This is a genomic window from Roseibium marinum (genome assembly GCF_002906165.1).
GTDB classification, from domain to species: Bacteria; Pseudomonadota; Alphaproteobacteria; order Rhizobiales; family Stappiaceae; genus Roseibium; species Roseibium marinum.
On the sequence record NZ_PPCN01000003.1, the window covers coordinates 159,620 to 183,034 of the forward strand.

Annotated in this window: 22 protein-coding genes; 4 read left to right on the forward strand and 18 right to left on the reverse strand. The window is 60.9% G+C overall.

The window, feature by feature from the left end; translation table 11 throughout:
• Positions 1–33: 33 nt before the first annotated feature.
• The 10 genes from CLV41_RS09865 to CLV41_RS09910 form a co-directional block, all read right to left on the reverse strand.
• Positions 34–753, reverse strand: a complete 720-nt coding sequence (locus CLV41_RS09865; protein ID WP_103222160.1) for a FadR/GntR family transcriptional regulator — start codon at positions 751–753, stop codon at positions 34–36.
• Positions 750–1,739 (reverse strand): galactofuranose ABC transporter, permease protein YjfF, encoded by a 990-nt coding sequence (gene yjfF, locus CLV41_RS09870; RefSeq protein ID WP_103222358.1) that lies wholly within the window; start codon positions 1,737–1,739, stop codon positions 750–752. Before yjfF ends, CLV41_RS09865 begins: the two co-directional genes overlap by 4 nt.
• Positions 1,739–2,779 carry an ABC transporter permease gene (locus CLV41_RS09875; RefSeq protein ID WP_103222161.1) on the reverse strand — a complete coding sequence of 347 codons (1,041 nt, stop codon included), beginning with the start codon at positions 2,777–2,779 and terminating at the stop codon, positions 1,739–1,741. The genes yjfF and CLV41_RS09875 overlap by 1 nt, the downstream gene beginning before the upstream one ends.
• Positions 2,776–4,293: a sugar ABC transporter ATP-binding protein gene (locus CLV41_RS09880; protein WP_103222162.1), complete on the reverse strand. Its 1,518-nt coding sequence runs from the start codon at positions 4,291–4,293 to the stop codon at positions 2,776–2,778. Before CLV41_RS09880 ends, CLV41_RS09875 begins: the two co-directional genes overlap by 4 nt.
• Before the next feature lie 129 nt (positions 4,294–4,422).
• On the reverse strand, positions 4,423–5,376 hold the full coding sequence (gene ytfQ / locus CLV41_RS09885) for a galactofuranose ABC transporter, galactofuranose-binding protein YtfQ (protein ID WP_103222163.1): 954 nt from the start codon (positions 5,374–5,376) through the stop codon (positions 4,423–4,425).
• Between the two features lie 235 nt (positions 5,377–5,611).
• Entirely contained in the window at positions 5,612–6,772 is a 1,161-nt protein-coding gene (locus tag CLV41_RS09890) for a Gfo/Idh/MocA family protein (RefSeq protein ID WP_103222164.1), read from the reverse strand.
• A gap of 231 nt (positions 6,773–7,003) precedes the next feature.
• Positions 7,004–8,059 (reverse strand): sugar phosphate isomerase/epimerase family protein, encoded by a 1,056-nt coding sequence (locus CLV41_RS09895; RefSeq protein WP_103222165.1) that lies wholly within the window; start codon positions 8,057–8,059, stop codon positions 7,004–7,006.
• Between the two features lie 94 nt (positions 8,060–8,153).
• Positions 8,154–9,110, reverse strand: a complete 957-nt coding sequence (locus tag CLV41_RS09900) for a substrate-binding domain-containing protein (RefSeq protein WP_103222166.1) — start codon at positions 9,108–9,110, stop codon at positions 8,154–8,156.
• A 103-nt stretch (positions 9,111–9,213) separates the two neighbouring features.
• Positions 9,214–10,242 (reverse strand): ABC transporter permease, encoded by a 1,029-nt coding sequence (locus CLV41_RS09905; protein ID WP_408013710.1) that lies wholly within the window; start codon positions 10,240–10,242, stop codon positions 9,214–9,216.
• On the reverse strand, positions 10,239–11,762 hold the full coding sequence (locus CLV41_RS09910; protein ID WP_103222359.1) for a sugar ABC transporter ATP-binding protein: 1,524 nt from the start codon (positions 11,760–11,762) through the stop codon (positions 10,239–10,241). Before CLV41_RS09910 ends, CLV41_RS09905 begins: the two co-directional genes overlap by 4 nt.
• A gap of 202 nt (positions 11,763–11,964) precedes the next feature.
• Here CLV41_RS09910 and CLV41_RS09915 point away from each other — a divergent pair, with 202 nt between their 5' ends.
• The gene (locus tag CLV41_RS09915) at positions 11,965–12,999 is read left to right on the forward strand and encodes a LacI family DNA-binding transcriptional regulator (RefSeq protein WP_103222168.1); all 1,035 of its coding nucleotides are present in this window, start codon (positions 11,965–11,967) and stop codon (positions 12,997–12,999) included.
• Between the two features lie 23 nt (positions 13,000–13,022).
• Here CLV41_RS09915 and CLV41_RS09920 read toward each other — a convergent pair whose 3' ends face one another.
• Positions 13,023–13,577, reverse strand: coding sequence for a DUF2585 domain-containing protein (locus tag CLV41_RS09920; protein WP_103222169.1), 555 nt, complete (start codon positions 13,575–13,577; stop codon positions 13,023–13,025).
• 183 nt (positions 13,578–13,760) lie between these two features.
• On the opposite strand from CLV41_RS09920, the gene CLV41_RS09925 reads away from it, so the two are divergent.
• Complete coding sequence (locus CLV41_RS09925; RefSeq protein WP_103222360.1) at positions 13,761–15,362, forward strand: peptide chain release factor 3; 1,602 nt, start codon at positions 13,761–13,763, stop codon at positions 15,360–15,362.
• 124 nt (positions 15,363–15,486) lie between these two features.
• Here CLV41_RS09925 and CLV41_RS09930 read toward each other — a convergent pair whose 3' ends face one another.
• The 4 genes from CLV41_RS09930 to minC all read right to left on the reverse strand — a co-directional run bounded on the left by CLV41_RS09930 (position 15,487) and on the right by minC (position 18,310).
• Positions 15,487–15,819: a hypothetical protein gene (locus tag CLV41_RS09930; RefSeq protein WP_103222170.1), complete on the reverse strand. Its 333-nt coding sequence runs from the start codon at positions 15,817–15,819 to the stop codon at positions 15,487–15,489.
• 519 nt (positions 15,820–16,338) lie between these two features.
• Positions 16,339–16,599 (reverse strand): cell division topological specificity factor MinE, encoded by a 261-nt coding sequence (minE, locus tag CLV41_RS09935; RefSeq protein WP_103222171.1) that lies wholly within the window; start codon positions 16,597–16,599, stop codon positions 16,339–16,341.
• Entirely contained in the window at positions 16,596–17,417 is an 822-nt protein-coding gene (minD, locus tag CLV41_RS09940; protein ID WP_103222172.1) for a septum site-determining protein MinD, read from the reverse strand. Before minD ends, minE begins: the two co-directional genes overlap by 4 nt.
• A 56-nt stretch (positions 17,418–17,473) precedes the next feature.
• Positions 17,474–18,310 (reverse strand): septum site-determining protein MinC, encoded by an 837-nt coding sequence (minC, locus tag CLV41_RS09945; RefSeq protein ID WP_103222173.1) that lies wholly within the window; start codon positions 18,308–18,310, stop codon positions 17,474–17,476.
• Positions 18,311–18,656: 346 nt separating this feature from the next.
• Here minC and CLV41_RS09950 point away from each other — a divergent pair, with 346 nt between their 5' ends.
• Entirely contained in the window at positions 18,657–18,989 is a 333-nt protein-coding gene (locus CLV41_RS09950; protein WP_146048545.1) for a hypothetical protein, read from the forward strand.
• Between the two features lie 263 nt (positions 18,990–19,252).
• The gene (locus tag CLV41_RS09955) at positions 19,253–20,173 is read left to right on the forward strand and encodes a DMT family transporter (protein WP_103222175.1); all 921 of its coding nucleotides are present in this window, start codon (positions 19,253–19,255) and stop codon (positions 20,171–20,173) included.
• A 27-nt stretch (positions 20,174–20,200) separates the two neighbouring features.
• Here CLV41_RS09955 and CLV41_RS09960 read toward each other — a convergent pair whose 3' ends face one another.
• The 3 genes from CLV41_RS09960 to CLV41_RS09970 are packed head-to-tail and all read right to left on the reverse strand — an operon-like array spanning position 20,201 to position 23,234.
• The gene (locus CLV41_RS09960; protein WP_103222176.1) at positions 20,201–21,346 is read right to left on the reverse strand and encodes an ABC transporter permease; all 1,146 of its coding nucleotides are present in this window, start codon (positions 21,344–21,346) and stop codon (positions 20,201–20,203) included.
• Entirely contained in the window at positions 21,343–22,281 is a 939-nt protein-coding gene (locus CLV41_RS09965) for an ABC transporter ATP-binding protein (protein ID WP_208987414.1), read from the reverse strand. The genes CLV41_RS09960 and CLV41_RS09965 overlap by 4 nt, the downstream gene beginning before the upstream one ends.
• The gene (locus tag CLV41_RS09970) at positions 22,278–23,234 is read right to left on the reverse strand and encodes an HlyD family secretion protein (RefSeq protein WP_103222178.1); all 957 of its coding nucleotides are present in this window, start codon (positions 23,232–23,234) and stop codon (positions 22,278–22,280) included. Before CLV41_RS09970 ends, CLV41_RS09965 begins: the two co-directional genes overlap by 4 nt.
• Positions 23,235–23,415 lie beyond the last annotated feature (181 nt).

Below are 23,415 nucleotides of genomic sequence, written 5' to 3' on the forward strand. Positions count from 1 at the left end.
GACATAAAAGATTTTTACCAGCGGCGGTAGATATTACACGTTCAGCTCGATCTTCCGCCCGGCCAGGATGACCGCCTCCATCGCGTCATAAGCGCCCTTCGCATCGCCCGCCTTGATCGCGGTGACAATCGCCCTGTGGCGTTCGACGAAGTCGTAGGTTTCCTGATCGTTGCGCTCGTTGGCCTCGGCAATGAACAGCGAATAAAGCGCGGCCTGTACAAGATCTCCAAGGGACTGCAGGAAGCGGTTGCCGGACAGTTTCAGGATCAGCTTGTGGAATTCCAGATCCGCGACCGCAACGGCGGCCCTGTCCTTGCCGGTCGCGAGATTGTCACAGAGCTTTGACAGGGCGGCGCATTCGGCATCCGACACCCGCCGGGCGGCCTGGCTGGCGGCGGCCGGTTCGAAAATCAGCCGGATCTCGAAGAGTTCTTCCAGGAACGGACGCTGGTTCTTGAGCGCGGCATGCCAGCGCAGCACGTCGGGATCGAACATGTTCCATTCCGAAGCCGGGCGCACATGGGTGCCCACCTTGGCCTTGGACTGGATCAGCCCCTTGGCGATGAGGGTTTTCTTCGCTTCACGCACGACGGTGCGCGACACGGCGAACATTTCCGAAATGTCCGGGTCCAGCGGGATCATCGTCTCCGGCGGATATTCGCCGGCAACGATGGCCCGGCCGATCTGTTCGACAACTTGATCGGTGTGATTGCCGGTCTGACTTCCCAATCCGCCGGTGGCGACGAATGTCATGATTGCGCGGCGAACTCTGGCGCTGGTTTTCTGCGCAGTGTCGTTGCCCAAGTGAGACCCTTCTGAAGCAGGATGAAGCCAAAGAGCAGACCGCCAATCACGATTTTGGTCCACCAGCTCGACAGTGTTCCATCGAACACGATAAAGGTTTGTATCAACCCCATGATCAAAATGCCAAAGAATGTACCCGCGACGAAACCGGTGCCGCCGGTCAGCAGCGTGCCGCCGATGACCACGGCGGCGATGGCGTCAAGCTCGACGCCGACGGTGGCGAGCGAGTAGCCCGCCGAGGTGTAGAGCGAAAAGACGATCCCCGCCAGCCCGGCCAGTCCGCCGGAAGTGGCATAGATCCCGATAGTGGTTTTCGCCAGCGGCACGCCCATCAGCCGGGCGGTCTGAAGTCCGCCGCCTAAGGCGTAGACATTCTGGCCGAAGCGAGTCCGGTGAGCGGCGATGATCCCGGCCGCAAAGGTCAGCAGCATGATCAGTCCGGTCAGCCGGAAGCGCCCGCCGCCCGGAGCCTTCCAGTAAAGCGACTGCAGCGTGTCGTAGAATTCATGCGTGATGGGAACGCTGTCGGTCGACAGGACATAGGCCGCCCCGCGCGCCAGGAACATGCCCGCCAGCGTGACGATGAAGGGCGGCATTTCCAGATAGTGGATCATGGCGCCCATGGCGGCGCCGAACGAGATGGTGATGAGCAGAATGAGCGCGAAGGCAAGAAGCGGGTGGATCGACGTATCGCGCAGGATCACCGCGAGGAAGACCCCTGTGAAGGCGATCACGGACCCGATCGAGAGGTCGATGCCCCCGGACAGGATGACGAAGGTCATTCCGACCGCGGCGATGCCCAGAAAGGCGTTGTCCGTCAGAAGGTTCGCCAGAACCCGGGTCGACAGCATGGCCGGATACTGCCAGCCGCACAGCGTATAGGCCAGCAGGAAGGTGGCAATGGTGATCAGCAGCGGCAGATGGGTGGAACGGATCATTGCGGACTTTCTTTCGCTTCCTTGATGGATCCGGGGGGCAGGGGGTCCGCCGACGCGCGCAGGATGTAGAGCGCGTGTTTGACGGTCGGCGACTGGATCACCAGAATTGCGATGATGATCAGCGCCTTGATGACGAGGTTGAATTCGGGCGGCATGCCGGACAGCAGAATGACCGAATTGACCGACTGGATGATCAGCGCCCCGAGGAGCGAGGCGATGATGGAAAACCGGCCGCCCAGCAGGGAGTTGCCGCCGATCACCACCGCCAGAATGGCGTCGAGTTCCAGCCAGAGGCCGGCATTGTTGGCATCGGCGCCCTTGATGTCCGCGGCGACGATCACGCCGGCCAGCGCCGCGCAGAAGCCGGAAATCAGATAGACCGAAATGATCAGCACCCGGCTGTTGATGCCGGCAAGGCGGGACGAGCTTTCATTGATGCCGATTGCCTCGATCAGCATGCCGAGCGCGGTTTTGCGGACGACGGCGGTGACGATCAGTCCGAGGCCGAGCCAGATGAGGATGGGTGTCGGGATGCCCACGACCGTTCCGGAGCCAAGATGAACCAGACCGGGATTGACGAAGGTCAGGATCGTTCCTTCGGTGACGAGTTGGGCAATGCCGCGCCCGGCCACCATCAGCACCAGGGTCGCCACGATCGGCTGGATGCGCAGCACGGCGACCAGGACGCCGTTCCATGCGCCGCACAGGGCACCGGCGCAGAGCGCGCCGAGCAGCGCCACCTGCCAGCTGTGACCGTCCACGACCAGAGCCGCGGCGACCGCGCCGGCAATCGCCATGACCGCTCCCACCGACAGGTCGATGCCTCTCGTCGCTATGACAAGGGTCATTCCGATGCACAAAAGGGCGGTGGGCGCACCTCGGTTGAGCACATCGATCAGGTTGCCGAAAAGGCGGCCATGCTGGAACTCGATCCGGAAAAAGTCCGGAAAGACCAGGAAATTCAGCAGCAGAACGCCCGCGAGAATGACCAGCTGCGGCGCGATGCGCCTGAGGGTGGAATTGACGTGGTTCATCATCGGACCGCCCCTGCCATGGGTTCGTCGGCAATCGCCGAGACGATGTTGGCGGTGGTGATCTCCTCGCCTTTCAGTTCGCGCATCTGGCGCCGGTCTCGCAACACGATGACCCGTGTCGAATAGGCAACCAGCTCCTCCATTTCGGAGGATGCGACCAGCAGGGCAAGGCCGTCCTCGCGCAGCCGCTCGATCAGGGCGATGATTTCCGCATGGGCACCGACATCGATGCCGCGTGTCGGTTCGTCGAGGATCAGGAAAGCGGGGTTTGTCGCCAGCCAGCGGGCCAGGAGCACCTTTTGCTGGTTGCCGCCCGACAGCAGCCGGATGGGCATATCGAGACTGGCGAGACGGATATCGAGCGCCTTGACGTAGGCCTCCGCCAGTTCGTTGACCTTCGCCTTCGGCAGTGGCCGGAACCAGCCCTGCCGCGCCTGAAGGGCCAGTATGATGTTCTCGCGAACGGAGAGGTCGCCGACAATGCCGTCGTTCTTGCGGTCCTCGGGGCACAGGGCGAACCGGTGCGCAACCGCCTCTCGCGGGTTTTTCAGACTGATCTTGCCGCCCTCCAGCAGGGCCTCGCCCTGATCCGCCTGGATGGCGCCGAAGATCAGGTTCGCGGTTTCCGTCCGGCCGGAGCCCAGCAGCCCGGCCAGGCCGACGACCTCACCCTTGCGCACGGTCAGATCGAACGGTTCGATGACTCCGCGCCGGCCATAATTGCGCAGTTCCACCAGGATGTCGCCGGTCTCCGCCGGGGCGCGGTCCTGGACACGGGCCTCCAGCTGACGGCCCAGCATGAGCGTGATGATCTCCGTCTGCGTCGTTTCCGCAAGCCGCCGCGTTCCGATAACGCGGCCGTTCCGGAGAATCGTGGCGCGGTCTGAGATCTCGAACACTTGATCGAGGAAATGGGTAATGAAAACAATGGCAAGGCCACGGGCCTTCAGCTTTTCGATCACCGAAAAGACGAGCTCCACCTCGTCCCTGTCGAGACTTGCCGTCGGCTCATCGAGTATAAGCACCTTGCCCGACAGCTCGACGGCCCGGGCGATCGCAATGACCTGCTGGACCGCGACGGAATAGGACGACAGCGGCTCGGCGGGATTGATCACAAGTCCGAATTCCGCCAGCAGGTCGCTGGCCATCGCGTGCATCTTGCGCTGTGAGATCAGCCCGCGCTTCATGGGCTGACGTCCGAGAAACAGGTTTTCGGCAACGCTCAGGTTCGGCAGCAGGTTGACTTCCTGATAGACCGTTCCGATACCGAGCTTCTGGCTCTCCTGGGTGCTGTTCGGCGAGATTTCGCGGTTCTCCAGCACGATCGTTCCCGCGTCGCGCCGATAGGCTCCAGTCAGGCACTTGATGAGCGTGGACTTTCCGGCGCCGTTCTCGCCAAGGAGGGCATGAACCTCTCCAGGGTAAAGGGTCAGGTCAACCGCATCCAGGGCTATGGCCCCGGGAAAAAACTTGGAAATCCCCTTGCATTCAAGCACAGGGCCAATCGCACTCGCCATCTATCGGCGTCCCCCCGAAATCAATCCCTGATCGGTTCCTTAGTGTTAGAGCATCTTTTAGGGCGTTTCTTAAGCGCCCGATGCTCTAAGTCGTACCGGGCGGTATAACCGCCCGGTACGGGATCGTGATCAGTATCCAAGGTCTTTCTTCATCTCGTAGATGGCCATGTTATCATCATTGAGAGTGTAGAGTTTGGACTCGGTCTGGATCCATTTCGGTGGCGTTGTGCCATCCGCGAGATAGGCTTCGAGCGCATCCAGGGCGGGGCCGGCCATGTTCGGGGTCAGCTCGATCGTGGCATTCGCCTCGCCGTTCGCCATCGCCAGATGAATATCCGGAACGCTGTCGATCGACACGATCTTGATGTCCTCTCCGGGCTTCAGACCCGCTTCCTTGATCGCCTGGATGGCACCGACGGCCATGTCGTCGTTATGGGCGTAAAGTGCACAGATGTTTTCGCCGCCGACAGCTTTCAGAAAGCTCTCCATCACGACCTTGCCCTGGCTGCGGGTAAAGTCGCCTGTCTGGCTGCGGACGATGGTCAGATTGTCGTGGCCGGCGATGGCTTCCTCGAAGCCCGTTTTCCGGTCGATCGCCGGTGAAGAACCGGTGGTGCCCTGCAATTCGACGATGTCGCATTTGGCGCCTGCCGTCTCATCGACGAGCCATTGTCCGGCAACCCGTCCCTCATGCACGAGGTCGGAGGTGACGGCGGTCATGTAAAGATCGTCGGGCGCATCGACTGTCCGGTCCAGCAGGATCACCGGAATTTCGGCGTCCCTGGCTTCTTCCAGAACGTTGTCCCAGCCGGTCGCGACGACCGGCGCGAGCAGGATGGCATCGACGCCCTGGGCGACGAATGACCGGATCGCCTTGATCTGGTTTTCCTGTTTCTGCTGGGCATCGGCGAATTTCAGATTGATGCCCCGCTTCTCCGCTTCCTGCTTGGTGACGGTGGTCTCGGCGGCGCGCCAGCCGGATTCAGATCCGATCTGCGAAAATCCGATGGTCAGGTCGGCCGCCATGGCGGTCATCGGGACGAACGACATCGCCCCGGCAATGAGCATTGCCTTGAATTTCATAGTCTCCTCCACAAGGTATATTTTCCTCACGAAGCTATTAAGTAATACTTTATTACTTTTGTAAAGTGGATGGCTTATACGGAAGAAAAATTTGAATTAACAGTCTGATAAATATAGAAAAATAAGGAAATTTTCTCCCGCTGTCCAAGAGAGTGTCCGACAGGTAACACTGTTTGAAATACCAAAAGGCCCGGGCAAGGGAATGCCCGGGCCGTGTGCAGGAAAACCAAGGTATCTACCCGTCCAGTTTCACCCAGGCGGCATTTCGGGACGAGGAGCGGACGCAGGCGTCGATGAACCGCTCGCCAGCCAAACCGTCCTCAATGCCGGGCACCAGCGAGGCGGCGGACTTGCCGCTCTGGTGCGCCCGGATGGCGTCGGCCGCTTCATTGTAAAGGTTGGCGAAGCCTTCCAGATAGCCTTCCGGATGGCCGGGCGGGACACGGGTGGTCGGCGCGAGCGCGGCGGACATGCCGGCACCGCCGCGAGTGAGCAGTTTCTGCGGCTCGCCGAGAGGCGTGAACTGGAGATAGTTCGGGTCCTCCTGGTGCCATTCCAGCCCGCCCTTTTCGCCATAGACCCGGATCTTGAGATTGTTCTCGTTGCCGGGCGCCACTTGCGAGCACCACAGCAGGCCCCGCGCGCCGCCGTCGAAGCGCAGCATGACATGCGCGTTGTCGTCAACCTGCCGGCCCGGCACGAAAGATTGCAGATCGGCCGCAAGGCTTTCAGCGGTAAGCCCGGTGATGAAACAGACCAGATTGAAGGCATGCGTGCCGATGTCGCCCGTCGATCCGCCGATTCCGGAGCGGGCCGGATCCGTGCGCCAGTCCGCCTGCTTGTTGTGCACATCGGTCGATAGCCAGTCCTGGGCGTATTCGACCTGCACAACGCGGATCTTGCCGAGATCGCCGTTCCCCACCAGCTCCCGAGCCTGGCGGACCATCGGATAGCCGGTGTAATTGTGGGTCAGGAAGAACAAGGCATCGGAGCTTTTCGCCGCTTTGGCGAGTTTCTTGGCATCGGGCAGTGTCGAGGTCAGCGGCTTGTCGCAGATCACATGGATACCGCGCTTCAGGAATTCCTTGGCGGCCGGGTAGTGCACGTGATTGGGCGTCACGATGGCGACGGCCTCGATGCCGTCCTTCAGCCGTGCCTCGCGCTTTGCCATATCCTCGAAGGAAGCATAGATGCGATCTTCCCTGAGGCCGAGCGCCCGCCCGGATTCCAGCGCTTTTTCAGGCGTGGAGGAAAGAGCCCCCGCAACCAGTTCATACCGCCCGTCGATCCGGGAGGCGATCCGGTGAACCGCGCCGATAAAGGCGTCCTTGCCTCCGCCGACCATGCCAAGCCGGATTGGGCGCACCTGCGGGTTGTCTTTTCCTTCATTCGCCATTTTTGTCCTCCTGTTTCGTCTTCCCGGGTCTTCGACGCCGGGATTTCAATCGATTTTATCTCTACAAATAAATTGCATCCTGAGGAAGCGCGAGAGCTGTCTTAAGGGATGGCGGTCTGCTCTTCATGGGACGAACGTCCTTCGGGACGGACCTTCCGGAATTCCCGAAATGAGATCCCGTGCCGCGTTGTCCTTCAGTTTGGGTAGTGACAAGGATCTGAGTATCGAAAACTAACCGATGCCCAGCATCTTCCGGTTGGCTGCCTCATCAGTACCGCCACCGGCAAAATCATCAAAGGCTTTTTCGGTCACGCGGATGATGTGATCGCGGACGAAGCGTGCCCCTTCGCGGGCGCCGTCCTCAGGATGTTTCAGGCAGCACTCCCATTCCACGACCGCCCAGCCGTCGAAATCGTTGGCCGCCAGTTTCGAGAAGACGGCGCCGAAATCGACCTGTCCGTCCCCGAGTGAGCGGAACCGCCCGGCGCGGTCGATCCAGGGCTGATAACCCCCATAGACACCCTGGCGCCCGGTCGGATTGAACTCCGCGTCCTTGACGTGGAACATGCCGATCCGGTCGCTGTAGATGTCGATATTTTCGAGATAGTCGAGGCACTGCAGGACGTAATGGGACGGATCGTAGAGCATTTTGCAGCGGCCGTGCCCGTTCAGACGCTCAAGGAACATCTCGAAGGTGATGCCGTCGTGCAGGTCTTCGCCGGGGTGAATTTCATAGCAGACATCGACACCCATTTCGTCCGCATAGTCGAGGATCGGCCGCCAGCGCCGGGCGAGCTCGTCGAAGGCGGTCTCGATCAAGTGGGCGGGGCGCTGCGGCCAAGGGTAGACATAGGGCCACGCCAGCGCTCCGGAAAATGTCGCGTGCGCCGAAATGCCGAGATTGCGGCTCGCCGCCAGGGCAAGCTTCACCTGGTCCACCGCCCAGGCCTGCCGCGCCGCCGGATTTCCGCGGACTTCCGGGACGGCAAAGCCGTCGAAAACCGTGTCGTAGGCCGGATGCACGGCGACCAGCTGGCCCTGAAGATGGGTGGAAAGCTCGGTGATCTCAATGCCGTTGTCGCGGGCGGTTCCAACCAGATCGTCGCAATAGGTCTTGGAACTGGCGGCTTTCTCCAGATCGATCAGCCGGCCGTCCCAGCTGGGGATCTGCACGCCGGCATAGCCGCAATCGGCCGCCCATCTGGTGATCGAGTTCCAGGAATTGAACGGTGCGTCGTCCCCGGCAAATTGCGCAAGAAACAGAGCGGGGCCTTTTATCGTCTTCATGACTGCCTCCTGGCGTTGGGAGTTGGGAATTTTGGAACAAAAAAAGAGCCGGAACCCCATCGCGACAGGTCCCGGCCCGCTAGTTGCCGGTGCCTTAGAACGGCGATTCCGGGAAGTAGTAGCTTTCAGCGTTTTCAGGCGTGATCAGTGTCGCGCCGAGGATATAGCGGCCCGCGACCGGTCCGTTTGACTTGAAGGCCGCGACGGTTGCGTCCATTGCGGTGGCGATCATCGCGGGCGGGTAGAGCACATCGACCGGAATCAAGGTGTCGCCGTCCATGATGCTCTTGATGGTTTCCTTCATGCCGGCGCCGCCAACGACAAACATGCCGTCACCGTCGCGGCCTGCCTGTTTCAGGGCCGCGACCACACCGATGGCGATATCGTCGTCCTGCGCCCACACCGCGTCGATGTCCGGGAAGCGGGACAGGAAATCCTGCATGACTTCAAAGCCGTCATCGCGGTTCCAGTTGGCGTGCTTGTGGTCCAGGACGTTGATGCCGGAGCCCTCGATCTCTTCCATGAACGCGTCGAAGCGCTCATTGTCGATCACGGTCGGAATGCCGCGCAGGACAACGATGTTGTCGCCATCCTTCAGACGGGTCTTCATGTACTTGGCGGAGACCCGTCCCAGTTCCGGGTTGTTGCCGGCGACATAAAGGTCCTCGATGCCCGGCTGGCTGAGACCGCGGTCGACGACCGTGATCCAGGCGCCGGATTTCTTGACGTTCAGCACCGGATCGGTGAGCGGCTCGGACTCGAACGGCAGCACCACCAGCGCGTCGATCTGATGGACCGAGACAAGGTCTTCCAGCGCGCTCGCCTGAGCGCTCGGATCGGGAGAGTTGACCAGGATCAGGTCCACATCCGGATAAAGCGCTTCCAGACGCTTTTCAGCCTGCTCGGCGTGCCAGTTCATGCCGGCCGCCCAGGCGTGGGTCGGGGTCGGGTAACTGACGCCGATCTTGATTTTGTCCTGTGCAATCGCGGATCCGGCAAATGCCAGGGCCCCGGTCACGGCCATCACTCCCAAAGTTTTCTTCATGAGCATTGTTTCCTCCTCCAACGCAGGTGATCTGGACGCACCTCTCCCGTCCGGTGCGAGCCGTTCTTATTGAATTTGGGGACGGGTCCCGATCTCTATGGGTTGCGCGTTACGACTTTTTGTTCTTGCCGAGCTTCCAGTCGCTGCGCTGTAAAAAAACCGCAACGATAATGATCAGGCCCTGCATGGTGCCATTCAGGTAATTGGAGATCATATCGGTGAAGTTCAAAATGTTGCCGATGGTCGTCAGGATCAGGGCGCCGAGTATGGTGCCGCCGATCCGTCCGTAACCGCCCTTGAGCACGGTGCCGCCGATGATGACCGCGGCAATCGCCTCCAGTTCCCAGAGCACGCCGGTCGAGGCTGACGCGGAGCCGAGGCGGGGAACATAGATGATGGTGGCGAAGGCGACGCACAGGCCCTGAATGATGTAGGTGAGCGTTTTGATCCGGTCGACATTGATGGCCGAATATTTCGCCACCGCCTCGTTTGAGCCTATCGCCGTGCAATAACGTCCGAACGCCGTCCTGTTGAGCAGCAGCCAGCCGCAGATGGCGACGGCGATGAACACCCAGACGGGGAAGGGGAGGCCGAGAAAGCTGTCGTAATAGACCGGCCGGTACGTGCCCCGGACCTCGAAGTTCAGGGAAAGCGTGCCGCCATCGGCAAAATAGGTCACAAGCGAGCGGTAGATTCCCATAGTTCCGAGGGTGACGATGAAAGCCTCGATCTTGCCCTTCGTCGTCAGCACGCCGTTGATCCAGCCGGCGCCGATACCGAGTATGATGGCGACGCCGCAGCCCAGCAGCACGGTCGGAACGCCGGTGCCGAGCGTCTCCACCGCGTTGTCCATGACGATGATCATGACCCCGGCGATGGCGGCGGCCATCGAGCCGACCGAAAGATCGATGCCGCCCGCGGTGATCACGAATGTTGCGCCGACGGCGATGATGCCGATGAAGGCCGACCGGGTCAGCAGGTTGGTCAGGTTGCCCTCACTGACGAAGGCCGGATTCAGCAGGAAACCGATTATGCAGAGCAGCAACAGCGCCAGTGCCGGGCCGAGCGTCTTGAGATCGACGGAAATCCGTCTGGGGCTCTTGCCTGCCGTGCCCTCGGATGCACTCGTCATGGTCAATGGAGTTCCTCTCGCTTCAACCCTGCGGCATAGCGCATTATTTCGTTTTCATTGATGTGATCGCCGGTCAGCACGCCGGTGATATGCCCTTCCCGCATCACGATGACGCGATGGCAGATGCCGATGATCTCCGGCATTTCAGACGAGATGACGACGACGGAAACGCCTTCGGCGGCAAGCGCGGCGATGAAGTGATAGATCTGCTGCTTGGTGCCCACGTCGATGCCGCGCGTCGGCTCGTCGATCACGACGATCCTCGGATCGCACTCCATGATCTTGGCAAGCAGCAGCTTTTGCTGGTTGCCGCCGGAGAGTTTTCCGACCGTGATTTCCGGATCGAGGGCGCGCACGTCGAAGCGGCGGATAGCGCGTTTCAACGCGTCTTCTTCCGCCTTGCGGTCGATGGCGAGGTTCTTCACGAACTTCGGCAGCGCGAACAGGGTCAGGTTCGGCCGCATCTTCTTGTTGAGCAGCAGCCCTTTTTCTTTCCTGTCCTTGGTGAGATAAGCGAGGCCCACGTCCCGGGCCTCCGCGACGGTCATGGGGCCAACGTCGCGTCCGAATAGTCTGATTGTGCCGCTTTCGATCGGAGCCAGGCCGCAAATAGCCTCGAAGACGGCCGTTCTGCCGGCGCCGATCAGACCGGAAAAGCCCAGGATCTCGCCCTTGCGCAGGCTGAAACTGACATTGTCGACATCGTGTGTACAAAGACTGTCGACCTCAAGCACAAGTTCCGCATCGACATCGGCCTCCTGCATGGGCGGGTAAAGATCGGAGAGTTCACGTCCGACCATCATCTGCGCCATCATGTCCGGCGTCAGGTCCCGCGAGGGGCGCGTGTCGATCCACTGTCCGTCGCGCAGAATGGTCACGCGGTCGGCAATCGCCTTTACCTCGTTCAGCTTGTGAGAGACGAAGACGATCCCCACGCCGCTTCTTTTCAGCTTTTCCACCTGCCGGTAGAACACCTGGGTCTCTTCCTCAGTCAGAACCGCGGTCGGCTCGTCCATGATCAGGATCCGGGCATTGCGGCTCACGGCCTTGACGATTTCCACCATTTGCTTCTGGGCAATCGTCAGGCTGGAAATCCGGTCCGTCGGCAGAATGTCGAGGCCGATTTCATCGAGATGTTTCTGGACGATCGCCCGCATGGCCGCGCGGTCCAGAAAGCCGTTTTTCTTCATTTCCCGGCCGAGAAAGACATTTTCCTCCACCGTCAGTTGTTCGGCGAGGTTGAGTTCCTGGTGGATCAGCACCACGCCGAGTTTTTCGGCGGCGCCATTCGGGGGGAGGGAGGCCAATTTGCCGTCCAGCCGGATCTGGCCGGAGGTCGGATCGTGGAAGCCGGAAAGAATTTTCATGAGGGTCGATTTGCCCGCGCCGTTTTCTCCGATCAGCGCATGGACCTCACCGGGGCGCACATCCATGCTGACGCTGAACAGCACAGGGACCGGCCCGAAAGATTTGCTGATATTCACAGCCTCGATGATCGCCGCCGGAGCGGACGTTTCAGCGTGCATGCATGTTTCCTCCCAAGCGCCGATGCCCTCTTCCACATTGGCGCCAATTTCAAAATGTAAACGTTTTCATAGGCGATGTAAACCTTTACATAGATCAATGTAAACCTTTTCATAAGTCGGAATAGGAACTATACAGCTTAGACAATGTTGAAAATCATGCACTTAAATAAGGCCCGCACTGCAGCAGGGGCGAGAGCGGATAATGAGTGAAACGGCGGACCGGCCGGCGACAATTGAAGATGTTGCAAAGCTTGCGGGCGTGTCCATCGCCACCGTCAGCCGGGCCTTGCGCTCGCCGGAAAAGGTTGCCGAAAGCACTCGGAAAAAAGTCACCGCCGCGATCGCCCGCACGGGCTATACCGCCAATGCCATGGCGCAGAACCTGCGCATGCAGCGATCGCAGATGGTTCTGGTTCTGGCATCCTCGATCGCCGATCCGAATTTCGCCGGCATCCTGACCGGGCTTGAAAAAGCCGCCAATGACAGGGGCTACGGTGTTCTGATCGGCAATACCGAAGGCACGACGGGTCTGGAGCAGAATTACCTGCGCTTCCTGTCGACCGGCATGGCCGACGGCCTGGTGCTTCTGACCGGGCATATTCCCGTGGCGGGTGAGCCGCAAGCGCCGCTGACCACGCTGCCGCCGATTGTGGCGACGGAACGGCCTGTCGCCAATGCGGAGATATGCTATGTGGGCGTCGATGACGTGGCCGCCTCCAAGATGGCGACCGAATATCTGATTTCCCTCGGTCACAGGAAGATCACCTATATTTCCGGCGGACCGGCGGACATCCGCAGCGATTTGCGTCATTCCGGCTACAGGCGGGGATTGATGGAATCGCCGGAGTTGCTGCGCGACTGGCGGGTGGAAGGCGAGGGCACCAGCGAGAGCGGCCGCGCGGCGGTGGAACGGCTCTTCATCAAGGATGACCTGCCGACGGCGTTTTTCTGCTTCAACGACAATACCGCGATCGGAGTGATCTCCGCCCTGCAACTGCGCGGCTATCGGGTACCGGAGGACTTTTCAGTTCTGGGCTTTGACGACATTCCCTTTGCCAACAACTTCACCCCGGGCCTGACCACCATCCGCCAGCCCCGCCATCACATCGGTGAAAAGGCGATGAACATCCTTCTCGACCGCCTGGCGAACCGGTCCCTCGCCAGAGAAACGCTGCTGCTTCACGGCGATCTCATCGTGCGCGAGAGTTGCGCGGACGTCAGCAGAAAGACCCGGTAGACAAAGCCTGTACGGAAATCGGCTTACCCGCCCTGCCAGACCTTGATCGCCTCGACCGGGTAGACCAGCATCAAAACGTTCAGCGTCAGATTGTCCCGGATCACCCAGAGCGCCAGCAGTTCGAAGACAACGCCGGTCAGGACCGTCACCCAGACCGGCAGGCGCCAGGCAAGGAGGAACCCGGCAAGCATCCACAGGATGTCGAAGACCGAATTCAGGACGCTGTCGCCGGTATAGGCAGCCGCGATGGTCGCCTCGCGGTAGCGGTCGATGATCCAGGGGCTGTTCTCGGCGATTTCCCATGCGGCTTCGATGAAGATCGCGCCAAGCGCCCGCTCGCACACGCTGGTGCGCCGGAACACGAGCCACAGGAGCCAATAGAACAGAAACCCGTGGATGACATGCGAGAGCGTGTACCAGTCGGCAATATGCTGGGACGAGCCGGCAAGATCGTCCGCCGGGGTCCAGAAAAGCACATAGCCGCATTCGCAGATCGGGATCCGCCCCATTGCCAGCAGTATGGCGGCGGTGGCGGCGATCATCACAAGGCCGATGATCAGGCATTTACGGTGGCTCAAGACAAACTCCTTGCGGCGGAAAGAGACCCCCGGCGATTCAATGCTGGAAATTTCGCCGGATTCTCTCTATGACCTTGCGCCAACGAAACATCAATCCGTCCGGCCATGAAGATTGAAGGTGCGCCCCGGTTTCAACCGTCGCGTTTGCGCAGCTCTGCCGGATCAGCGGACCAGGAGACCTTCATGACCAGCCTCAATGGCGTGGCGCCTTATCAAGCCCGGCGCACCTTCGCGATCATTTCCCACCCCGATGCCGGCAAGACCACGCTGACGGAAAAGCTGCTGCTGTCAGGCGGCGCGATCCGGGCGGCCGGTCAGGTGCGTGCCCGCGGCGAGCGCCGCCGCGCCCGCTCCGACTGGATGAAGATCGAGCAGGAACGCGGCATCTCCGTGTCGTCCTCCGTCATGACCTTCGAGCGCAGGGGCATCGTCTACAATCTGCTCGATACGCCGGGCCACGAGGACTTTTCCGAAGACACCTACCGCACCCTGACCGCCGTCGACGCCGCCATCATGGTGATCGACGCGGCCAAGGGCATCGAGACCCAGACCCGCAAGCTGTTCGAGGTCTGCCGCCTGCGCGACATTCCGCTCATCACCTTCGTCAACAAGATCGACCGCGAAGGCCGCCATGCCCTGGAACTCCTTGACGAGGTGCAGGAGGTCCTGGCGCTGGATGTCAGCCCGCAGACCTGGCCGGTTGGCATGGGATCGGACTTCTTCGGTGTCTATGACTGGCAGAAGAAGAAATTCCACACCTCCGCCGGCGAGCGGGGAGGGGCCTACACCCAGACGAAGGATGTCTCGGGTCTGGACGACGAGATCCTGACCGGCACGGTCTTCGACCGGGTTCTGAACGAACTTGAAGAAAACGTTGAACTCGGTGCGGAAGGTTACGCCGAATTCGACCGGGAAAGCTTCCTGGAAGGCCATCTGACACCGGTCTTTTTCGGCTCTGCGCTGCGCGACTACGGCATTGAGGAACTGCTCGACTTTATCGCCGAATTCGCGCCGCCGCCGCATTCGCAGCCGGCAACCGGCGGCCGCACGATCATGCCGGGCGAGGACAAGGTCACCGGCTTCGTCTTCAAGGTCCAGGCCAACATGGACCCCAAGCACCGCGACCGGATCGCTTTCCTGCGTCTGTGCTCGGGCACCTTCAGACGGGGCATGAAGCTGAAGCACGTGCGCGCCGGCAAGCAGATCGCGGTCACCGCACCGATCTTCTTCTTCGCCGAGGAGCGCGAGATCGCCGATCTCGCCTATCCGGGCGATGTCATCGGCGTGCCCAACCACGGCCAACTCCGCGTCGGCGACACGCTGACGGAGGGCGAGAATATCCACGTCACCGGCCTGCCGGCCTTCGCGCCGGAAATCCTGCGCAGGGTGCGTCTTGCCGACACCATGCGCGTCAAGCAGATGCGTCAGGGGCTTCAGGACCTGGCCGAGGAAGGCCTTGTCCAGATCTTCAAGCCGGATCTGGGCTCGAACTGGATCGTCGGCGTCGTCGGCGCGCTGCAGCTCGATGTGGTGGTTGACCGGCTGAATGCCGAATACGGCACCGAGATCGGCTTTGAAACCGTGCCCTATACCACTGCCCGCTGGATCGAGACCGACAGCCAGACGCTTCAGAAAATGATTGAAGGCCACCGCATGTCGATCGCCAACGACCGCGACGACAAGCCGGTGTTCCTGTTCAAGAACGCCTGGGAAATCGGCCATGTGACCGAGAAATACCCGGATGTGAAATTCCGCGAGACGCGCGAGATCGTCTACGAGGCGTAACCGCGCAACAAAGCGCCGAACAGGGAAGGGCGGAGAACCTGCACGATGCTCTAACGGACCTTGACGTTGATCGGTACCTTTGTGCCGGAGCATCCCGGTTGCGTTTATGCGAACGCCAGAGGCCCTAATGGGAGGGTTGGGTCTGAAGCACTGTTTGATAGGTGTGCTTGCTGCCCGTTGGCCCGATCTGCGCAATGTAGCGGGCACCCCACCCTTGCCCGTAGGGCTTGCCGGTGTCCCAGGACCCGGACTGCTCGGTAGCCCAGGTCTCAGCGACAACGTCGCCGCTCGGAAACTCAAACAGCTGAACCTTGGATTCCTGAGCCCTGAACGGGGCGTTGCTGGACCAACTGATAAGGCAATTCCCGCCGAAGTCGGTCAAGGTCACCGACCATGTCCACTGGCCTGAAGCCGTAATGGACGCTGACGACAGTGTGCCCTTATTTTTTTCTGTCATGAAACGCTCCCCCTGGATAAATATTTTAAATATGTGCAATTTATAACTATGCACCAAATACGTGCATCAACAATGTATGCATGGAGCAATGGTTTTCTGTTTCGATGGAAGCCAGGACAAAGCAATCGTTGACTGTTCCCGGGGTCTCGGCACGGCTTTCCTTCGCGAGGAAGGCAGGCTCTGACATGTCCTTGACGTGTGGCTCCGATCCTTGCAGCGCTGTTTTTCCCCTCGAATGACAGATTGGCCTCTCTCCTGTCCGCCTTTGCCGTGCTTGCGGTCGGTTAAGCAGCGCGGCCTGTCGGCAGCGTGATTTTCGGTCACATTCGGTGACAGGACCGGGCGCAAACCGGCCCTGATGATCTCTGTTCTGCTTATGGGCGCCAGATCACAGGTATTGGAACAAGGGGCGCGGCAATCAGATAATAGATCGGCGCATAGTCGTCTCCGGACCGATCTTCCCGGCATTTATTCGAACGCAGGGCAATCCGGAGGCTTTTGCTTCAGTCCTGCCACTGGCTACGACGCCCGCGCGGCGGGCAATTCGATGTCGATCCCCAGTGTGGTGACATCGCCGGTCCGGTCCATTTCGAGGCGCACGGAATCCGGGTCGATATTGACGCGCTTGGCGACCACGGCGAGAATGTCTTCCCTCAGGCTTGAAATCAGCAACGCGTCGGAACCGTCATCCGCCCGTTCGTGGGCCAGGAGGATCTGCAGCCGGTTTTTGGCAACGGAAGCGCTCTCATCCCTTTTGCCGAAGAAGCTCAGGATATTCATGCGGCTCTCCCCTTGAAGAATTTGCCGAGCAGGCTCCTCTTCTCCTCGGGAATGGTCACCGGGATGTTCTCGCCCAGAAGCCGGCGGGTCGCCTCCGTATAGGCCTTCGCGGCCGGGGAGTTTTCGTCCGACACCGTGACCGGCACGCCGACGTTCGAGGCTTTCAGCACGTCCTTGCTTTCCGGCACGACCCCGATCAGCGGTACGGAGAGAATATCCACCACATCGTCGGTCGCCAGCATGTCGCCGGCCTTCGCCCGTTCGACGTCGTAACGGGTGATCAGCAGATGCTTGGGCATGCGGTTGCCATCTTCCGCGACCTTGGTCTTGGCGTCCAGCAGGCCGATGATCCGGTCGCAGTCGCGTACCGAAGAGACTTCCGGGTTGGAGACGATGATCGCCTCGTCGGCGTAACGCATGGCAAGCGTCGCGCCGCGCTCGATGCCGGCCGGGCTGTCGCAGATCACCCAGTCGAAATACATGCGCAACTCGTTGATGACGCTGGCCACGCCTTCCTCGGTCAGGGCGTCCTTGTCCCTTGTCTGCGACGCGGGCAGCAAGAAGAGATTGTCGAGCTTCTTGTCGCGCACGAGAGCCTGTTTGATGGACGCTTCGCCGCGCACCACATTGACCAGGTCGAAGACGACGCGGCGCTCCGCGCCCATGATCAGGTCGAGATTGCGCAGACCGACGTCGAAATCGACGGCGCAGACCTGATAGCCTTCCTTGGCGAGCGCCGAGGCAATGGCGGCGGTGGAGGTGGTTTTGCCCACGCCGCCCTTGCCTGACGTGACCACGACGACTGTGGCGTTGCTCATGTGTTTGTCCTGTTTTTGTTGTCGGCGCCGGTCCCCTGGGGAAAGCCGGTGCGGTGTTAAATCAGTTCTTCGAAGACCAGCGTCTCGTTCTCGAACCGGATCTGCGCCGGTACGTTGCGAAGTGTTCCGTCAAAATCGTCCGCGACCTTGTAAAGCCCGTTTATGGAAACCAGTTCCGCATCCAGCTTCGAGCAGAAGATGCGGGCGCTGTCCTTGCCCGAGACCCCGGCCAGCGCCCGGCCGCGCAAGGCGCCGTAGATGTGGATGGAACCTCCGGCGATGATCTCCGCACCGGAACTGACGGAGCCGATCACCGTCACATCGCCGTCCGGATGAAGAATGCTCTGCCCCGAACGCACCGGTTCGGTGATGACGATGGACGACCCGTCCGTAAAGCTGGCCGGTCCGGACGGCGTTTCGACGACCGGTTCGCCGCCGTCGCCCTTGGACGTGCCATTGATTTTCGAAGGTTCGGTGGCTTTCGCGGATGCGGATTTAGCCGCCTTTCCGGTGCCCTTCGCCGCTGTCCGGCTGTCCGGGGCGGTTTCTGCAGCGCCGTTGCTTTTCCTGTCCGCTTCGCCCGCAGGCTCGGGAACGTCCACATCAGATGTCAGGCGGCCGCCGGAAAAGCTCGGCGGCATGCCGGGTTTCAGCCGGGTTCCGGCAACCCCGTCGATGCCCATCACCCGGACGGATCTTTGCGTCAGGCCGCCGAGAAGATCTTCAAGCTCGTCGATCGGGATCTTGCTGCCGCGCACGTCCAGAATGATGGGCCGGTCGATGAAAAACCCCGGCGAGCGCGCGATAATGCGATCGATCTCCTTGAACCAGTCCGGGAAGGGCGGTTCAGGTGTCAGAACGATCGCAATGAAGGATTTTCCCTTGAACTTCATTAATGAGGAGGTCCGGCGGCGCACGAAAAGTAGGGTTGATTTGCTCGTCTGAACCTATCATTAACCGAACCGGACAATCGGACCGCCATCCGTTTTCCACCGATATCGATTTTCCTCAGATATTTCAGAGGATTGGTGGAACCAACAGTTCGCTCCAAGTGTTACTCCCGCAGTCACCTGACAGAATTGACGAGTTCATGCGTGAGAATCGCGGGTTCCTGCCTTGCGGGGATCATTTGCCGGTGCAGGAGTTAACTAAATTCTTGTAAAGGGCTGGAATTTTGCCATATTGCAGTGCAATATAGTTTTTTGAATATCAGGGGCGCAACAGCGTCTGGAGAAATTAATGAGTAATTTCAGCGATATAATGAGCTATATCGGTCTCAGTTCCGAAGAAGCCGCAGTGGCTTTGAACGTGTCGGAAGATGAAATTGTTCGCTGGTGCAATACGAGTGAGGCGCCGCCGCTGCACATTTGGCAGGGGCTCGTACGGATGCTCGACGAAATCCGCTTTTCCGCCGAGGAAGCCGCGAAATCCGCGGATCTCGATCACCTGGACGCATCCGATCTCAACCGGGTCATATTGATGGTTCCGGGGCGGACGGCCTCCGAGTTCGCAGGCCCCAAGCGCGCCGCGACCGCCCTGGCCGTGGCGGCACTGGCGCGCGTCTTCGTCTGAATTCCCTGCCCTGAGCCATGCGCCGAGCGATTTGCTGGGTCGGGCCCTCTTTGCTTGGCCTTCTTTGGTCGTCCACCTCTTTGGCCATCCCCTCTTTGGCCATCAATGACTTTCTGATATCAATTTGAAGATGGCCGGATCGAACACGCTGGCGATACGCCTCTGGCGTGACGGCGTGGAGCGTTTCTTTTAATCCGGAACTATTCAAATATCGGCGTTCGGAACCGCGGGCGGTCGACTTCAAACCATAGAAGGCTCATGCGATGAATGCAGCTTTGAAGGGACTGGTTGCCGCGCTCGTGGCTTTCGCCATCTTTTCCAGCCACGACGCTGTCATCAAGTCGCTTGGCGGTTCCTATCCGGTGTTCCAGATCATCTTCTTTTCGATGCTGTTTGCCTTCGTGCCCATGTCGATGCTCATGCTGGCGGACAAGGCGGTCGACAACTTCCGCCCCCGCCATCCCTGGCTCGTTCTGCTGCGCTCCTGCCTGACCATAGTGTCCATGTCCTGCGGTTTCTATGCCTTCACCGCGCTGCCGCTGGCCGAGGTCTATGGACTTCTTTTCACGATGCCTCTCCTGATCACGGCCTTTTCCGTGCCCCTGCTGGGGGAGACCGTGAGGGCGCAGCGGTGGGCTGCGGTTGTTGTCGGTCTGGTCGGCGTGCTGATCGTGCTCAGGCCCGGCATGGTTTCCATGTCGCTTGGGCACCTGGCCGCTCTGACGGCTGCCTGCGCCAATTCCCTGGCGACCATCCTGATCCGCAAGCTCGGGGGGCAGGAACGCTCCGCCGTACTCATCCTGTATCCGATGATATTGTCGATGATCGCGATGTCGCTGACCCTGCCGTTCGTCTATGTCCCGGTCGATCTGCCCGACCTCGGCCTGATGGCGACCATCGGTTTCCTTTCCGTGATCGCCCAGATCTTCATTATCGGCGCCTACCGCGCGGCGCCCGCCGCCGTCGTCGCACCGCTGCAATACAGCCAGATCCTTTGGGCGACTTTGTTCGGAGCGTTGTTTTTCGCCGAAATACCCGACATTTATGTCGCCGTCGGCTCCTCGATAATCATCGCTTCCGGCATCTTCGTCGTCTGGCGGGAAAGCCGGGAGAATGTCTCCATGCAGACACCGGTTCTCAAGACGGCCAACCCGCGCTTCGACACCGGTCCGCAACCGAAATGAGCCTTGCGCCCGCCGGCCGGGGAAGTGTCAGTCCAGCCGCTTCTTGAACCTGAACGCGGCGACGGCCAGGCCGAGCACAAAGAAACCGCACATCCACAGGACGTCGCGGTACATGTCGAGAAGCCCCGCGTCGCGCAGCACGAAGCCGCGCACCATGCGCATGAAATGGGTCGCCGGAAGTGCTTCGGCGATATATTGGGCGATCACCGGCATGCCTTCGTAAGGGAACATGAAGCCGGACAGCAGGATCGACGGCACCAGCAGGAACACCGTCATTTGCGTTGCCTGCAACTGGGTCTGGGCAATGGTCGAGAGCACCAGCCCCAGCGACAGGCTTGCGCCGATGAACAGCAGCGTTCCTGCCAGAAGGTCGAACGGCCTGAAGCCCAGGGGAACATTGAACAAAAGATAGCCGAGCCCCAGAATGATCGCGGTCTGCAGGAGGCCGATGAAGATATAGGGAATGATCTTGCCGATCATCAGTTCCATCGGCCGCACGGGGGTGTTGATCAGCATTTCCATGTTGCCGCGCTCGCGCTCGCGCACGATGGCGGCGGAGGTGAACATGATCATGGTCATGGTTAGAATGATCCCCACCAGCCCGGGCACGATGTTGACGGCCGTCCGCTGCTCCGGATTGAAGAACAGGGCCACCTCGAAGGTCGGTGTCGACCGGTTCGGCGCCTTTCGGAAAAGTTCGGCGAGCGGCATGTTGCGCAGGCCCTTGATCGCCCCGGCAATCATGGTGTCGGAACCGTCGACGATCCATTGCGCCACAGGGCGGCTGGTTTCCTCATCGGTCGAGGGAGGTGTCCCGAAACCCGTCGCGGGAGAGCGCACGATGCGCTGGGAAAGATCGTCGGGCAGGATGAAGGCGGCCCGAACGCGCGCGGACTTGATTGCCGCTTCCGCTTCTTCGACCGAGGTGTAGCGCTCCGTGACCTCGACCACCCGGGTGGCCTCGACCATCTGGATCAGGATCCGGCTGATGGCGGTCTGATCCTGGTCGACGACAGCGATCGGAATGTCGCGGATATTGGTATTGATGGCATAGCCGAACAGGATGAGCTGGATCAGCGGGATCATGATCACCATGCCGAAAGTCATCCGGTCGCGGCGGAGCTGCGCCAGTTCCTTGAAGAAGATCGCGGCAATCCGGGACAGCGGTCTCATTGGCGGCCTTCTCCCGTGGCCGTGACGAAAACGTCTTCCAGGTTGGGCCGGACCCTTTCGATCAGGCTGGCGCCGCCGGTCGCTGCCTTGGCCTTCAGGAAGCCTTCCGGATCGGCGATGTCGTCCTTGACGAGCACCCGCAGACGCGCGCCCAACTGGGCGGCCGCCACGATGCCCTCGGCACCCAGAAGCTCCCGGCGGATATCGCGCAGGTTCGGCCCTTCGATTTCAACCACATTGGCGCCCATGGCGGCCATCAGGTCCTTGGGCGCGCCGTCGGCGCGCTTTTGTCCCGCTTCCATGATCGCGATCCTGTGGCAACGCTCGGCCTCGTCCATGAAATGGGTGGTGACGACAATCGAGGTTCCCCCCTCGACGAGATCGAAAAGCTGTTCCCAGAAATGGCGGCGCGATTCCGGGTCCACTGCCGAGGTCGGCTCATCCAGGAACAGCAACTGCGGTTCGTGCAGGACGGCGGCCGCAAGGGCCAGTCGCTGGCGCTGGCCACCGCTCATCTTGCCGGCGAAACGGTCCTTGAGATCGGTCAGTTCATAGCGCTCCATCACCTCGCCGATCCGCTGTTTCCGCTTCTTGCCGGAAAGCCCGTAGATCGTCGCCATGAAACGGAGGTTTTCCAGCACCGTCAGATCGCCGTAGAGCGAGAAGGTCTGGGTCATGTAGCCGATCTTGTATTTCAGCGTTTCCGCGTCCTTTGGCACGGAGAGGCCGAGAACCTCGACCTTGCCCTCGGTCGGGGTCAAAAGACCGGTCAGCATGCGCATCGCGGTGGTCTTGCCGCTGCCGTTGGGGCCGAGGAAACCGTAGATCATGCCGCGCTCGATGGTCAGGTCGAGACCGTCTACAGCACTGAAGTCCTTGAATTTCTTGACGAGACCTTCAGCCCGGACGACGATTTCCGGCATCTCCGCACTCACGGCAGCAGAACCTGTGCCGGTACGCCGTTCGGCAGATCCGAGGCGCTGTCGGGCAGCAGAACCTCGGCGACATACATCAGCCGGGCGCGTTCGGTCTGGTTGAGCGCGTAGTAGGGCGTGAAGGAAGGCTCGGAACTGATCCAGCGGACGGAGCCTTCGATGGGCTCGTCCAGGCCATCGACACGCACCTGCAGCCTGTCGCCTTCCTTGACCTTCACACGATAGGGCTCGGGCACATAAACGCGCGCATAGGGCGCTGTGCCCGCAAGCAGGACCGCCACCGGGCTGCCCAGGGTCACCCGTTCGCCGAGATTCCACGGCAGATTGTCGAGCATCCCGTCGCGCGATGCGGTGATCGTCAGCTCGGCCAGGATCGTCTCCTGTGTCTGACGACTGGCTTCCGCCGCGGCGAGTTCCGCCCTGGCGATGTCGAGGTCCTCCGGCCGCGTGCCGGCGATCAATTCCTTCAGCTGCTCCTCGGCGCTTTGCAGCGTGGCTTCCGCGGCGTCGCGGGTGGCGCGGGCGCTGTCGAGCTGGGCCTGACTGGTGGTGCCGCGCCCGGTCAGGTCCTTGACCCGGTCGAAGGTGCTTTGCGCGTCAAGCAACCCCGCCCTGGCGCCGGCGACATCCGCCCGGGCCTTGGCGATCACTTCTATGCGGGCGCCGTTCTCCAGCTTTGCAAGATTGGCCTTCGCCTTCTGCACTTCCGCGCGGGCCTGATTGACGATGGCCTGCTGCTCCGCCGGATCGAGCCGGGCCAGAACGGTTCCCTTTTTGACGAAGGTTCCCTGGGCGACGGGCAGGTCGATCAGAACCTGGTTCGCGGTCGCCGTCAGCGCCACCCGGTCCCGCTCCAGCGTGCCCAGCGCGACGTTGCCGTCTTCGCCATTGCACGCCGCCAGCAAGAAGCAGATGGAAACGGCGAGGGCAGGGCGCAAAAGGAGTGACGGCATGAAGACCTCCCTGAGGGCTGGCGCGTTGGCGGGAGCAAAAGAGTCGCACCGACTTTAGCGTGCCTGAGGAGCCTGCACCATGTCTGAAAATGCAAAAGGCGGGGGGAGAAAACAGAGCAGGGTCATGCCAGGGCTTGCCCAGCCATCAACGCCCTGCAACTGACATGCGCGGCATTCGATT